The 14520-nt window shown below is 55.5% G+C and carries 13 protein-coding genes; 6 read left to right on the forward strand and 7 right to left on the reverse strand.

Annotated elements, in window-relative coordinates; all coding sequences use genetic code 11:
- Nucleotides 1-8 precede the first annotated feature (8 nt).
- The 4 genes from fdnG to HMPREF0201_RS04235 form a co-directional block, all read right to left on the reverse strand.
- Nucleotides 9-3056, reverse strand: a complete 3048-nt coding sequence (gene fdnG / locus HMPREF0201_RS04215; protein ID WP_147293937.1) for a formate dehydrogenase-N subunit alpha — start codon at nt 3054-3056, stop codon at nt 9-11.
- 228 nt (nt 3057-3284) lie between these two features.
- Complete coding sequence (locus HMPREF0201_RS04225) at nt 3285-3536, reverse strand: DUF1158 family protein (RefSeq protein WP_016535241.1); 252 nt, start codon at nt 3534-3536, stop codon at nt 3285-3287.
- A 121-nt stretch (nt 3537-3657) separates the two neighbouring features.
- Nucleotides 3658-4377, reverse strand: coding sequence for a dienelactone hydrolase family protein (locus HMPREF0201_RS04230; protein WP_016535242.1), 720 nt, complete (start codon nt 4375-4377; stop codon nt 3658-3660).
- 259 nt (nt 4378-4636) lie between these two features.
- Entirely contained in the window at nt 4637-5566 is a 930-nt protein-coding gene (locus HMPREF0201_RS04235; RefSeq protein ID WP_016535244.1) for a LysR substrate-binding domain-containing protein, read from the reverse strand.
- A gap of 178 nt (nt 5567-5744) precedes the next feature.
- On the opposite strand from HMPREF0201_RS04235, the gene HMPREF0201_RS04240 reads away from it, so the two are divergent.
- Nucleotides 5745-6350, forward strand: coding sequence for an ankyrin repeat domain-containing protein (locus HMPREF0201_RS04240; protein ID WP_016535245.1), 606 nt, complete (start codon nt 5745-5747; stop codon nt 6348-6350).
- Nucleotides 6351-6400: 50 nt separating this feature from the next.
- Nucleotides 6401-7786, forward strand: coding sequence for an amidohydrolase family protein (locus HMPREF0201_RS04245; RefSeq protein ID WP_016535246.1), 1386 nt, complete (start codon nt 6401-6403; stop codon nt 7784-7786).
- A gap of 38 nt (nt 7787-7824) precedes the next feature.
- On the opposite strand, the gene uspG is transcribed toward HMPREF0201_RS04245, so the two are convergent.
- A complete protein-coding gene (gene uspG, locus HMPREF0201_RS04250; protein WP_016535247.1) occupies nt 7825-8256 on the reverse strand; it encodes a universal stress protein UspG in 432 nt (143 codons plus the stop codon).
- 212 nt (nt 8257-8468) lie between these two features.
- Between uspG and HMPREF0201_RS04255 the strand changes: the two genes are divergently transcribed.
- Nucleotides 8469-8819 carry a hypothetical protein gene (locus HMPREF0201_RS04255; protein ID WP_016535249.1) on the forward strand — a complete coding sequence of 117 codons (351 nt, stop codon included), beginning with the start codon at nt 8469-8471 and terminating at the stop codon, nt 8817-8819.
- A 63-nt stretch (nt 8820-8882) separates the two neighbouring features.
- On the opposite strand, the gene HMPREF0201_RS04260 is transcribed toward HMPREF0201_RS04255, so the two are convergent.
- Complete coding sequence (locus HMPREF0201_RS04260; RefSeq protein ID WP_016535250.1) at nt 8883-9656, reverse strand: SDR family NAD(P)-dependent oxidoreductase; 774 nt, start codon at nt 9654-9656, stop codon at nt 8883-8885.
- Between the two features lie 164 nt (nt 9657-9820).
- Between HMPREF0201_RS04260 and HMPREF0201_RS04265 the strand changes: the two genes are divergently transcribed.
- Together HMPREF0201_RS04265 and HMPREF0201_RS04270 are read left to right on the forward strand one after the other, a co-directional pair.
- Nucleotides 9821-10729 (forward strand): LysR substrate-binding domain-containing protein, encoded by a 909-nt coding sequence (locus HMPREF0201_RS04265; RefSeq protein WP_016535252.1) that lies wholly within the window; start codon nt 9821-9823, stop codon nt 10727-10729.
- A complete protein-coding gene (locus HMPREF0201_RS04270; RefSeq protein ID WP_039897978.1) occupies nt 10729-12015 on the forward strand; it encodes a DUF445 domain-containing protein in 1287 nt (428 codons plus the stop codon). The genes HMPREF0201_RS04265 and HMPREF0201_RS04270 overlap by 1 nt, the downstream gene beginning before the upstream one ends.
- Nucleotides 12016-12064: 49 nt before the next feature.
- On the opposite strand, the gene HMPREF0201_RS04275 is transcribed toward HMPREF0201_RS04270, so the two are convergent.
- Nucleotides 12065-13243, reverse strand: coding sequence for an MFS transporter (locus HMPREF0201_RS04275; RefSeq protein ID WP_016535254.1), 1179 nt, complete (start codon nt 13241-13243; stop codon nt 12065-12067).
- Nucleotides 13244-13346: 103 nt separating this feature from the next.
- On the opposite strand from HMPREF0201_RS04275, the gene HMPREF0201_RS04280 reads away from it, so the two are divergent.
- Entirely contained in the window at nt 13347-14279 is a 933-nt protein-coding gene (locus HMPREF0201_RS04280) for a LysR family transcriptional regulator (RefSeq protein WP_016535255.1), read from the forward strand.
- Nucleotides 14280-14520 lie beyond the last annotated feature (241 nt).

Genomic DNA, 14520 nt, shown 5'->3' on the forward strand with positions numbered 1-14520 from the left:
TCTCTCCCTTACGCCTTCTCAATGTTGACCAGAAACGCCTTGTATTCCGGCGTTTGCGAGTTGGCGTCGCCAATGGACGGCGTCAGGGTGTTCGCGAGATAACCCTTGCGGGCCGCCCCCTCAAAGCCCCAATGCAGCGGGATGCCGACGGTTTCAACCTCCTGGCCTCCTGCATGCAGGGTTTGCAGGCGCGGGGTCACTACCGCTACGGCCTTAATAAAGCCGCGTTTACTGCTGACCCTGACCCAATCACCGTTAGCAATCCCTTTTGCCTTCGCCAGGCGCTCGCTGATTTCCACAAATTGTTCCGGCTGGGCGATGGCGTTAAGCCGCGCGTGCTTGGTCCAGGTGTGGAAATGCTCGGTCAGGCGATAAGTGGTGCCGACATAAGGGAACTGCTGCTTACGACCCATACGTTTGGCGTCGGCTTCGTAGAGACGCGCCGCCGGGTTAGAGACTACGTTCGGGTGCAGCGGGTTGGTGCCGAGCGGCGTTTCAAACGGCTCGTAGTGCTCCGGGAATGGCCCTTCGGCGAGTTTGTCCAGGGCGAACAGGCGTCCCAGACCTTCCTGCTGCATGATAAACGGCCCAACGCCGCTGCCCGGTGCCGCAGTGCTGAAGTCCGGGATGTCGTTCCCGACCCATTTCGTACCGTTCCATTCGATCAGCATTCGTTTCGCGTCCCACGGCTTGCCTTGTGGGTCGGCGGAGGCGCGGTTGTACAGTACGCGGCGGTTCATTGGCCACGCCCACGCCCAGCCGAGGGTGTTACCCAGCCCGGAAGGATCGGCGTTATCGCGGTTCGCCATCTGGTTACCTTTGGCGGTCCAGCTCCCGGCGTAAATCCAGCAAGCGGAAGCGGTAGAGCCGTCGTCACGCAGCAGCGCAAAGGAGTCCAGCAGCTGGCCTTTTTTCGCCAACAGAGTCCCGCTGGCATCAAACAGGTCTTCCAGCGCGTAGCCGTTGTTTTCTTTGGCAATCTCTTCCGATTCTGGCTTATCAGGCTGATGATAATTCCAGCCCATTTTCATCAGCGGTTCGATGCCTTTACCGCCTTCGGCCCGGTACATCTGGCGCAGCTGGTGGTAAAGTCCGGCGAGGATCTCTCCGTCGTTCAGCGCTTCTCCCGGCGCGTCCGCACCCTTCCAGTGCCACTGTAGCCAGCGGCCGGAGTTGGCGATGGATCCATCTTCTTCCGCAAAGCAGGTGGACGGCAGGCGGAACACTTCGGTCTGAATAGCGGCCGGGTCAACGTCGTTCATCTCGCCGTGGTTCTGCCAGAAATTGGAGGTTTCCGTGACCAGCGGGTCGATAATCACCAGGTACTTCAGCTTGCTGAGGCTGGCAACAACTTTGTTTTTGTCCGGGAACGAGGCCACCGGGTTAAACCCCTGGCAGATATAGCCGGTGACCTGGTTGCGGTCCATCATGTCGAAGTATTTCAGCACGTCGTAGGACTGATCCCACTTCGGCAGCCAGTCGAAGCCCCAGCCATTCTCTTTGCGGGCATCATCGCCGTAGAACGCTTTCATCAGGCTGACGAAGAACTTCGGATAGTTGCCCCAGTAGTTCACCTGGCCCGGCAGCGTGGCTTTTGGCGTATTAGCCGCAAGGTACGTTTGCAGGTCGGTGTGCTTCTCAGACGGCAGCGTCAGGTAGCCCGGCAGGCTGGTGGAGAGCAGGCCGAGGTCGGTCAAACCCTGAATGTTGGAGTGGCCGCGCAGGGCGTTAACGCCGCCGCCCGCCATGCCCATATTACCGAGCAGCAGCTGGATCATCGCCATGGTACGGATGTTCTGGGCGCCAACGGTATGCTGCGTCCATCCCAGAGCGTAGAGGAACGTGGTGGTACGGTCCGCCGCGCTGGTTGAGGCCAGCACTTCGCAAACTTTGAGGAAATCCGCCTGAGGCGTGCCGCAAATGTTCTCAACCACGTCCGGCGTATAGCGGGCAACGTGCTGTTTGAGCAAGTTCCACACGCAGCGCGGATGGCTCAGCGTGTCGTCGCGTTTGGCGAAGCCGTTTTCGTCGAACTGGTAGTTCCAGCTGGTTTTGTCGTACTGGCGTTTTTCGTCGTCGTAGCCGCTGAACAGGCCGTCTTCAAAACTGAAGTCGTCGCGCACCAGCAGCGCCGCGTTAGTGTAGTGTTTGACGTATTCGGCGTTAATTTTACCGTTGGAAATCAGGTACAGGATAACGCCCGACAGGAAGGTAATGTCGGTTCCGGAGCGGATCGGCGCATAGATATCCGCCACCGAAGCGGTGCGGGTAAAGCGCGGATCGACCACAATCAGCGTGGCGTCGTTGTTGTTTTTGGCTTCCATCGCCCAGCGGAAACCGACCGGGTGGGCTTCAGCGGCGTTGCCGCCCATCACCATCACTACGTTGGCGTTTTTGATATCAACCCAGTGGTTGGTCATCGCACCGCGACCAAATGTTGGAGCAAGACTTGCTACCGTTGGTCCGTGTCAGACGCGCGCCTGGTTATCTACCGCCAGCATGCCCAGCGAGCGGGCAAATTTTTGGGTGAGCATCCCGGTTTCATTGCTGGCCGCCGAAGCGCACAGCATGCCGGTTGAAAGCCAGCGATTAACGGTGACGTCGTGCTCATTTTTCTCGACGAAGTTAGCGTCACGGTCATCTTTCATCAGGCGGGCGATGCGTGAAAACGCTTCATCCCAGCTGATGCGCTGCCATTTATCAGAACCCGGCGCGCGGTATTCCGGGTAGCGCAGGCGGCTGTCGCTGTGAATATAGTCGAGCAGGCCAGCCCCTTTGGGGCAAAGCGCGCCGCGGTTAACCGGGTGATCCGGGTCGCCTTCAATATGGAAAATGCTGGATTTGGCGTTTTTTGCGCCGTCTCCGAGGCTATACATCAATAATCCACAGCCCACGGAACAGTAAGTACAGCTATTACGGGTTTCTTTCGCACGCAGCAATTTGTAATTGCGCGTCTCCGCCAGCGCGGTTTTTGGCGCAAAGCCCAAAACTGCCGCCGTTGTACCAGCCATCCCGCCGGCGCAGATTTTAAAAAATTTTCTGCGGCTGACGTTCATCGTAACCTCATCGGTATGACGTTATTCGTGCGGCGAAAATAACAACTATGGCCGTTCAAATATTGCGTGAAATCAACTCGATAAACATTGGGTATGCGGTTACCCACAAGGTGTTATCTATTGTGTTAAATAGATAGCCATTTGGTATGTGTGGTTATTGGCAGGAGGGGTAAAAGTGCCGCTCTGCAAATAAGGCGGCACGTTTTTGATATCGGCCAGCGCAGAAAATTACAGGCGGGTAAAAGAGAACCAGCGCCGCCAGATAAAACGCAGCACGTAATACTCGATAACGCCGAGCGCAAGGAACCATGCGCAGAACAGGATTATGTACAGCTGGCTAAGGTCGACCAGATGGAAGGTATCAATCAGCTTTTGCGCCAGCGTCAGGGTTAACGCCGGGGCCGGAAGCAGCAGGCAGGACAGGAAAGCCAGCAGCAGAATGCCGCCCGCGCTTAACAGCGCTTGGTGTGGATGGTTCATGACGTTGTTAACCTGAGGCTAAAAGAAGCTATTGTCCGGGAAAGCGGGCGCGGGTGCAAACCGGGTGAGGGGGAGGAAGAAAGCGGCCTCCCGGTTGGAAGGCCAGCGGAGAAAAGAATGCTTAAAACACTTCGTTCAGCAGGCTGTACATATGGGTAAATGCGCGTTTGGTCACTTCCGGGTGATATTTGGCCACGCCGTCAACATTAGCGCCCGGGTCGGTGAAGGAATGCACCGCTCCGGCGTAGCTGACGAGCTGCCAGTCTACGGAGGCGGCGTTCATTTCAGTGGCAAACGCGCTCAGCTGCTCGCGCGGTACCAGCGGATCTTCCGCGCCGTCCAGCACCAGTACGGAGGCTTTGATATCTCCGGCAGCGCTGGTTTTTTTGGTATCCAGCGTTCCGTGGAAGGAGACCGCAGCTTTGATATCTACGCCGCTTCTTGCCAGCTCAAGCGCGCAATGGCCGCCAAAGCAGAAGCCCGCGACAGCCAGTTTACCGGCGGCAACAGGTGCCGTTTTCTGGGCGGCAAGAGAGTCCAGCGCGGCGCGCATGCGGCCCACTTCTGCCGGAGTATCTTTCACTTCCATCATCAGGGCACCGGCTTCGTCCGCGTTGGTCGGGCGTTTGCCCTGGCCGTACAGGTCGGCAACCAGCACCACATAGCCCTGAGCCGCAATGGATTTTGCCTGCTCGATGGCGGCGGCGCTCACGCCCATCCAGTTTGGCGCAATTAAAATGCCGGGGCGCTCCGCGCTCTCCTTTTCGGCATACACCAGAGATCCTTCAAAGGTTTGATTATCGACTTGATATAAAAATGGCGCTGAAATAATTTCCGACATCGGTATTAACCCCTAAATAAATTATGGTTCTCTTACAGGTGAACCTTAATTATTTTCATAGCGCTAAGGAATTAGCAATTTATTAAAAACTCAAGCGCATGAATTGCTATCTAATTAAATTTAAAAAAGCTTTATGTGTTAGCAGATGGTTTTTTCTGTCAGAAATTGTAATGCAGGATTTGCGGGGTGAGCTTATCACCCCGTTATTTATTGCCGTGGCTGCCTTTTTAAAGGTGAATTGCCGGACGTACTGGCGAAGTTAATCCTGGGACATCAGGTCCCGGTAAAGCTCGGCCAGTACTCCGCCTGCGGCGAACTGCTGTTTGATCCAGCGGGTAACCTGACCCGTGGCGGCGTGCTGGGTGGCAAGCAGCATGCGCGAGTGCTGGCGAGGGTTGTGTACCTTCCGGGTGACCAGCAGCCCGCTGTTTTGCGCCTCACGCACCATATAATCCGGCAGGAAGCCAATGCCTTCCCCGAGGATCTGACACTGGCATTTGGTAGTGAAGTCCGGTACGGCAATCACTTCCTGGCCGTGCAGCAGCCAGCCCACTTTCTTATTAATCGTCGAGGCGGTGTCTTCCACCATGATATTGGGGTAGAGCCTGAGCTGGCTTTCGGGGATGGGCTCCTGAGCGTTTGCCAGCGGATGAGCGGGCGCAACGGCGAACTCCCAGCGGATGGCGCCGATTTCGGTGTAGTCAATCCCGCCTCCGCCCAGCAGGGCATCCGGTGCGCCGATGGCGATATTGACCTGATTATTAATCATCGCATCCCAGACGCCGTTATAGACCTCGGTTGTGATGGCTATCTGGCAGCCGGGGAAGCGCTGTTTGAGGATTTGCAGCAGCTTCGCCGTGTGGTGCGGGGTGTACAGCAGATGGTTAATACAAATTCTGACTTTAGCCTCAATCCCCTGCGAAATGGTATCGATCCCCCGCTTAATGCCCTGAAAATCATTCAGCAGGTCTCTGGCTTTACGGTAGAAATAAAGCCCGGATTCGGTCAGCTCAATATTGCGGGTGTTGCGGATAAACAGCGTCACGTCGAGCGCGGTTTCTATCCGCTTGATGGTGTAGCTGATAGCGGAAGTGGTGAGACCCAGCTCTTCGGCCGCCCTGCTGAAGCTGCCGTAGCGCGCGGCGCAGGTAAATGCCTGCAAATTCTCTTCGGTAAAGATTGAGTTCACGTCGTTCCCTCTTCACGGCGGTGGTTAGCGGGATTTTGACACAAGCGGCAGGATGATTGTTAAAACTCATTCAACAATAGCGCCTCCGGCGATGAATCTTTTTTAAGCGGATGTTATTCAACCGGGACGGTTGGTATTCTCAAATATCAGGAATTACAGCGCACGACAGGAGAACACAATGTCTGAAAAACAGCTGGTTACCGAGTTTCTGACGGCAGCCGTAAGGGGCGACACCGCGACGCTAAAAAAATGCCTCGGGCAGGGCGTGGAGATAAACGTAACCAACCGCCAGGGCAGAACGGCGGTCACGATAGCCAGCCTCAATCAACAATATGACTGCGTGGCGCTGCTGATTGACGCCGGAGCGGACATCAACATGCAGGACGAAACCTGCTTTAACCCGTTCCTGCTGAGCTGCCTGAATAACGATCTCAGGTTGCTGCGCCTGGTGTTACCCGCTAAGCCTGACCTGACGCGTCTGACCCGTTTCGGCGGCGTGGGCATCACGCCTGCCAGCGAAAAAGGGCATGTTGAAATTGTGCGTGAACTGCTGGCTCACACCGAAATTAACGTCAACCACACCAACTTCCTCGGCTGGACGCCGCTGCTTGAAGCTATCGTCTTAAACGATGGCGCAGAGAAGCAGCAGGAGATTGTGCAGCTTCTACTGGAGCACGGCGCTAACCCGCATATGACGGATAAATACGGCAAAACTCCGCTGGAGCTGGCTAATGAAAAAGGCTTCCGCGAAATCGCACAACTGCTGATTAACGCAGGGGCCTAATCGCTTTATCTCTATCTCTGGTTTTCACTCTTTAAGGCAGAAAAATAAAAATGACTGAAATTGAAAAAAGCCGTCGCGACTTCCTCAGCGGCACGGGCACAGTTGCCGCAGCCTGTGCCATTTTTGGCGCAACGGGAACCACCGCCTGGGCCGCGAAAGCACCTGCAACCCTTTGTGAGAACGACAACCGCATGAGCGCCATTAGCGAAAAGCACTATTATCTGGATAACGTGCTGCTTGAAAACGGGTTTAACTACCAGGACGGCGTGGCCGTCAGTACCCGTACGGTGCTGAATACGCTTGAAATTAAAGACGGTAAAATTGCTGCCCTGCACGCCAACAAATCGCACCCGGACGGCGCGCTGCACGCCTATGACGCGGGCGGCAAACTGCTGCTCCCGGCGATGCGCGATATGCATATCCACCTCGATAAAACCTTCTACGGCGGCCCGTGGCAGGTACATAACCGCCCGGAAGGCACCACCATCATGGACATGATTGCCTATGAGCGGAAAATTTTGCCCGAACTCCAGCCGTATACCCGCGAACGTGCCGGAAAGCTTATCGACCTGATCCAGTCGAAGGGCTCTACCGTGGCGCGCAGCCACTGCAATATTGAGCCGGTTTCCGGCCTTAAAAACCTCGAAAACCTGATGGCGGTGCTGGAGCAGAGGAAAGCCGGGCTGAGCTGTGAAATCGTGGCTTTTCCTCAGCACGGCCTGTTGCTGTCTAAATCCGAGCCGCTGATGCGGGAAGCGATGCAGGCCGGGGCGCATTATGTTGGCGGCCTGGACCCGACCAACGTGGACGGGGCGATGGAAAAATCCCTCGACACCATGTTCCAGATAGCGCTCGACTACAACAAAGGGGTGGACATTCACCTGCACGAAACCAGCCCGGCAGGCGTGGCGGCGGTGAATTATATGGTTGAGACGGTTGAAAAAACGCCTCAGCTTAAGGGCAAGCTGACCATCAGCCACGGCTTTGCGCTGGCAATGCTCACCCCGCAGCAGGTGGACGAGATTGCCACGCGCATGGCTGCACAGCAGATTTCCATCGCCTCAACGGTGCCGATTGGCACTCTGCATATGCCGCTCAAGCAGTTGCAGCAGAAAGGCGTAATGGTGATGACCGGCACCGACAGCGTTATCGATCACTGGTCGCCGTATGGCCTGGGCGACATGCTGGAAAAAGCCAATCTCTATGCGCAGCTTTATGTTCGCCCGAGCGAGCTTAGCCTGTCGCGTTCGCTTGCCATTGCCACCGGCAATATTTTGCCGCTGAACGATAAAGGCGAGCAGGTTTGGCCGAAGCCGCAGGATGAGGCGAGTTTTGTGCTGGTGGATGCTTCTTGTTCGGCGGAGGCGGTGGCGCGTATCTCCCCGCGCACCGCGACGTTCCATCAGGGCAACCTGGTGTGGGGAAATGTTAGCTAAAAACAAAATAGCCTGCGCAAGCAGGCTATTTATTCCCGTTAGCGGATAACAAAGACCGGGAAATGCGCGTGTCGAATAATACTCGAGGCGTTAGACCCCAGCAGATGGGTTGAAACCGAAGGATTCCTTGAGCCAACAATAATCACGTCGGCATGAATTTCCTGAGCCAGTTCGTTTACTTCGTCGCGCACCGAGCCGTAGCGAATATCGACAATTACGCGTTCTTTGGGCAGCGAGAAATGCCCGCGCAATTCCTCCATTTTTTCTTCGGCATTTTTCTTCAGGTATTCGTCGAACTTGCGGATATCAGAAGAAAAACCGTGGGTATTAAACAGCGGGGATTTGGGCAGAACGTACAGCAGGTGGATGGTGCCGGAGGACTCTTTCGCGAGGTATTCGGCGTGACGGATGGCTTTATCGGTGAGTTCCATTTCAAAAACATCCACCGGCATTAAGATGGTTTTATACATCGTTAATCTCCTTTTGGTAACGTTTCAGTAATCCTGGCACTAACGGCCTGAGAAATCAGTTTGATTTCATCTGGTTTGCGATCTGCGTGTTAATAAACCTATTTAAATTAGCGGCTATCAAAATGGGGGCAATTGTTTGTATGATACGCCGGTTACGGCTGTTTTTAAGGCCGGACATAAAAATATCAAATTAATACCGAGGATGATTCTGGATGGCTACAAAGATCCTGATGCAGAACCCGCGTACCGGTGAAACGGTAACCGGCTTCTATGGTTTTTCATGGACTACACTGTTTTTTGGCTCGTTCCCTGCGCTGTTCCGTAAGGACTTCATTACCTTTATCGGCGTATTTGTTGTGCTGCTGATCCTGGGCTTCATTACTCTTGGGATTGGTTCGATGATCGCGATGATCGTCTGGGCATTTATGTACAACAAATATTACACCGTTAATCTGGTGAAAAAGGGCTTTGCCTTTGCCGGTACGCACACTGAAAACCAGGTTGCTGCCAGCCGCGTGGGGTTAATCCTCAACGCGGATAATTGCCGAACCTACGCTCAGTAATTGCCGGGTTGATAGCAAAAAAGCGCCTCTGGGGCGCTTTTTCTGTTTTATCGGCATGACAGCTTAGTTGCGCCCAGCCATTACGCCGCCGTCCACGTCCCACAGCGCGCCGGTAACCCAGCTGGTATTGTCGGACAGCAGGAAGCTCACCACTTCTGCCACATCGCGCGGAGTGCCTACGCGGCCAATCGGGTGGAAGCTGTCAAAACTGCCCATCACGCCCGCGACATCTTCTTTAGGAATAAAACCTTCATAAATCGGCGTGTGCACCACCGCCGGAGAAACAGCATTGACGCGGATGCCCTGCGGCCCAAGCTCAATGGCGAGATTCTTAGTCAAAGCGTGCAAACCGGCTTTTGCCATTGAATAGGCGGAAGAAGGCGTTGCGCCGATGGCCTGCTGCGCCCACATGGAACCGATATTCACGATAGAACCTTTAGTCCCGGCGGCCACCATGTTTTTCACCACTTCGCGGGTGATGAAGAATGTTGCGCGGTTAATGTTCATATACATGTCGTAGTCGGCTTCTTCATGCTCGATAAACGGTTTTGGGAAGAAAACCCCGGCGGCGTTCACCAGCAGGCTGATGTCACGATGCTCAGCGTTAATCGCGCTTATCACGCTCTGCATACCTTCGCGGCTCATCAGGTCGGCCACGATGACCGACACTTCGCCCAGAGCGGAGAGCGCCTGGCGTGCCTGCTCTGCTTTCTCTGCCCGGTTGCCTACCAGCACAACTTTGCCGCCGTTTTCCAGCACCATACGGGCGCTTTCCAGGCCCATGCCGCTGGTGCCGCCAACAACTAAAAGTTTTTTACCAACAAATGATGCGGACATTGTGACCTCGTTTTATTTTACTGAATAACAGGAGAGCAGCCCGTTCTGGCGCTCCGGAATGGGCTCAGAATGCCAGCCTCCCTCCGGCGTGGCGAAGCATAAGAACTTGCATAACGAGAAAGAAAAACTATCTTGTAAGCAATGTGAGCGAATAGAGAAAAAAGATGAGGTCGCTAAACCGTCTTAAATGGCTGCACGCGTTTGAAGCAGCCGCGCGCCACGGCAGCTTTACCGGGGCGGCAGAGGAGCTGGGCGTCACGCCTGCGGCGGTTGGCCAACTGGTTCGTTCGCTGGAGGAATGGGTAGGCCACCCGCTGCTGCACCGCACCCGCAGCGGCAAAGAAAGGCTTAGTCTGGTAGCCGAAGCAAAAGAAGCGTTGCAGGACATCACCGCCGGGCTGGACAGCCTGGAGCAGGGCCTTAACAAACTGCGGGGCGCGAGGGCCAGAGCGGTCGTGGTTATCACGGCTTCGCAGGTGCTGATGATGAACTGGCTGATGGAGCGGCTAAACCGCTTTTCAGAGCAGCACGACAGCATCGATCTGCGCCTCAACGTCACCGAAAAACTGACCGACGTGCTGCACGGTGAGGCCGACGTGGGAATCCGCTGCGGCCCCGGAAACTGGCCCGGTTTGCAGTCAACGTGGCTGATGGATGAAGAGGCGGTTATCGTGTGTAGCCCGCAGCTGCTGGGCGGCGTTACCGAGGCCGACTGGCTGTCGAAGCAAAAGCTTATCTTTGATGACACGCCTCATCCCGGCGCGGATTTCCCCACGTGGGAGAGGATTCTGGCAAATATCGGCGTACCGGCATCTCAGCAAAATGGGCTACACATCAACTCCACGTCTGCGGTGATACTGGCTGCGCTGAGCGGGCGCGGCGTGGCGGTTGTACGCAAAGCTCTGGTGCAGCAGCTGATTGAGCATGGGCAGCTGCGCCAGCTGTTCCCGCAGCATAAATGGCCGCTTCGCTGGTCTTATTTTATAGTCCGTTCAGAAAGATCGACCCGCCGCCAGGAGGTCTCGCTGTTCCACGACTGGCTGGTGGCCGATGTGGGCGCTACGATTAAATGATGGAAAAACTGACTGAATTAAAGCGCGCGAAGCGGCTGGCTCTCTCATTACTGCTGATTGCTGCCGCCGTATTTATCGCGACTCTGTTTATGCCGCCCGGTTTCTGGGTTAGCGGCCTGAAGGCTATTTCTGAGGCCGCTATGGTCGGCGCGCTGGCGGACTGGTTTGCCGTGGTGGCGCTTTTTCGCCGCGTGCCGATCCCGTTTATTTCCCGCCATACGGCGATTATTCCGCGTAATAAAGACCGGATTGGCGACAATCTCGGCGTCTTTGTTCAGGAGAAATTTCTTGATACCCAGTCGCTAATTAACCTTATCCGCCGTCACGAACCGGCCCAGATGATGGGCGCCTGGTTCAGCCAGCCGGATAACGCGCGGCGCGTGGGGCAGCATTTGCTCAAGGTGATGGAGGCCTTTCTGTCGCTAACCGATGATGCCCGCATTCAGGGGCTTATTCGCAGGGCGGTGCATAAGGCGATTGATAAAGTCGACCTGAGCTACTCCAGCGCATTGCTGCTGGAGAGCCTGACCAAAAATAATCGGCACCAGGCGCTGCTGGACTCGGTTATTGCCCAACTGCTGACGCTGCTTGCCAAACCTTCAAGTCGGGCGTTTATCGCCCACCAGATAGAACACTGGCTGGAAACCGAGCACCCGATCAAAGCTAAAGTGCTGCCGACCGAGTGGTTGGGCGAGCAGAGCGCGGAGCTGGTGACGGACGCGGTAAATTCTCTGCTTGATGATGTTAGCCAGGATCGTGCGCATCAAATTCGCGGCGCTTTCGACCGCGCCGTTCAGCGCCTGATCGAAAATCTGAAAAACGATCCTGAAATGGCGGCGAAAGCGGAAAGCATCAAAGAGTATCTGAAAGGGGACGAGAAATTTAATCTCTACCTTGGCGAGCTGTGGAACGACCTGCGCGGCTGGCTGAAGGCGGATATCGCCAGCGATGACTCAAGAGTACAAAAACGTATTGCCGAAGCGGGGCAATGGCTGGGTGAAACGCTGATGGCGGACGCCTCCCTGCGCGCCTCGCTTAACGAGCACCTTGAGCAGGCTGCAAGGCAGGTTGCGCCGGACTTCTCCGCGTTTCTTACCCGCCACATCAGCGACACGGTAAAAAGCTGGGATGCAAAAGATATGTCGCGCCAGATTGAGCTTAATATTGGCAAAGATCTGCAATTTATCCGCATCAACGGCACGCTGGTGGGCGGCACGGTTGGGCTGCTGCTATACCTGCTTTCTCAACTGCCGGGCCTGATGGCGGGGTGGGGCATTCATTTTTAAGGCACGGAGCGGTTTGCGGCTCCGTGCTTTGAGCTTTGCCCTGGGGCTGTTAATCCGCCAGTTGAGTTCTCGCCAGCCTTTTTTCCAGCAGCCAAATAAACGGCGGCAGCAGGGCGGAGCTGGCTGCGGCCAGGAGCAGCAGCTGGTTAAGCGAGCGTGTTGTCATCTCTGTGGCCGGAAAGATGATGGCCGGGATGAAAAATGCCAGAGCGGTCAGCAGATGCATAATCGCGGTTTGCAGCGAGTTGAACCCGGCTCGCCACTCGTCTTTAGGGTAACGGATAGAGACAACAGAACTGGCTACAAGGCGGCAATAAGAGGTGCTGATAAAGATAACCATAAACAGCCAGCCCGCCGCAGAGCCGGACAGCGGCAGAGTAAAAGCCGCGAGGTAAAACGCGCCTGAAAGCAGCGTGATGCAAAAAGCAGAATACTTATTGGCAAGCATGCCGGTGAGCTTTGTTGCCAGAAGCCCGGCAATACCGCCCAGCAAAAACAACCACGCTAAATTCCCCTCTGCGGCCTGCATTCTCTGGATTAATAGTGGGACCAGTACCGGGATAATCAGCATTGGGCTGAACTGCGCCAGCCCTGTGGCGGAAGCAAAAAGCAGCAGCTCCGGGGTGATTTTCAGACGCCCTGCGGTTCCTTCCAGGCGCGGCTCCTGAGGCACAAAAACCATCACCAGCGCCGATGAAATAAAGCACAGCAGGCCAATAACGCCCAGCGCCAAATGCCAGTGAAAATGGCTGCAAATGAACAGCACTGCAGGCATGCCGACAATACTCACCGCTGAAAAAGAAGCGAGAACCGTCGCCAGTACCTTCGCGCGTTGCGCCGGTGGGGTGAGGTTAATCATTAGCCCAATGCCTACGCCCATGGTGGTGCCGCCGATAAAACCAGCCAGCAGGCGGAGCACCAGCAGCATGTCAAAGCTTGAAGTGGCGGTGATAGCCAGCGTCAGCAGGCCGAGCAGCGCCATATTGCTTACCAGCAGGCGCTTTTTATTGAGCTTATCGACCCATAAAAAAGCGCCAATCCCTGAAATGACCGCCGCCAGGGTGTAGATCCCCGTAATATAGCCGGACCAGGTGACGGGCACGGAAAAGTCCGGAGCCATAAAGGTAAATACGGGATTGAAAACCATATATTCCAGAGCGTTGGTAAATTGCAGAAAAGCGATTGTCAGGGCGATAACCGTGAGTCTTTTATTGTCAGTGCGGAGCATATACAGAGCCTGTGAAAATGAGATGAACACAGTTTGTCATATGGTGAAAAGGGTGATTAGCCGTTAAAATTAGCAATCATTTTTATCAATAATGGGATAATCAATGCGCCCGAAAATGGACCTGAATGCCCTGCGTGTTTTTGTTGAAGTGGCAAAGCACGGCAGCTTTTCCGGGGCCGCAAAAGCGCAGGGAATGCCGACCTCGAACGTCAGCCGCCAGGTGCAGCAGCTGGAGGAGCGGCTGAACCTCAGATTGATCGAGCGCACCACCCGGCACCTGAAGCTGACCGAGGCCGGACAGCTGCTTTATACCCGCATGGGCTCCATGCTGGATGCCCTGACGGACGCCGAAGTGGCGCTTTCGCTCCAGCAAAATCAGCTCACCGGGCAGCTTCGCCTGTGCGTGCCCAACGAGATTGGCCCGGCGCTGTTTGCTAAAGCGCTGGCGGAATTTGCCGTTATGCATCCGCTGCTGGAGATTTCCTGCACCACCAATCTCTCCGGTGAGGAAGTGCTGAAGCAGGATATTGACCTCGCAGTGATTATCTCTCGCGGCAAAATGGCGGACAGCAGCATCATTGCCCTTCCTTTGCTTACGTTCCCCTGCTGCGTGGTTGCCGCCCCGCAGCTGTTGCAGAAAGTTGGCCACCCCACGCGCATTGCGCAGCTAAAACAGCTGCCCTGCATTACCACCGTTAGCGCGCTCAACGGCGAGGCGTGGCAGTTTATGATGAGCGGCGGGCGGTTTAAGAAGGTTGCCGTTAAAGCGCACTACCGGGTGAACAGCGGTGAAATGGCCTTTCAGGCAGCGGTCGCTGGCCTGGGTTTTGCCATCCTCGCGAAGCAGGCCTGCGCCCGCTATTTGCAGGAGGGAAAACTGGTCGAAGTAGCGCTTGAGCATCAGGCCGCGCCGCTGGCGCTCTCGATTGTGTATAGCGGGCAAAACTACCTCCCGGCCCGGGTGAAAGCGCTGATTGAATTTTTGCGCCAGTACGCCGGTGATTTGAAAGGCAACTTTTCCATCGGCGAAGAGTAATTATGCGCCGCGCTGGTGCAGTCAGCCTTTGCACCCGCGCTTTCTGGTGCATTAACGCCCTTAGCTGATGTTTTCCTCCCCCGGCACTAAACGCCAAATCTGGCCCCTGGCGGGCAATCAGGCGAGAGGCAAAGGATCGCTTAAGTAGTGAAATATATCGTCTGACCAATTTAACCAGGCAAAGAAACAGCCCCGCCTTAATGCGCCAAAATAGCCGCCAGAAGCTGGCACAAAGCTTGCT

Source organism: Cedecea davisae DSM 4568, assembly GCF_000412335.2.
GTDB classification, from domain to species: domain Bacteria; phylum Pseudomonadota; class Gammaproteobacteria; order Enterobacterales; family Enterobacteriaceae; genus Cedecea; species Cedecea davisae.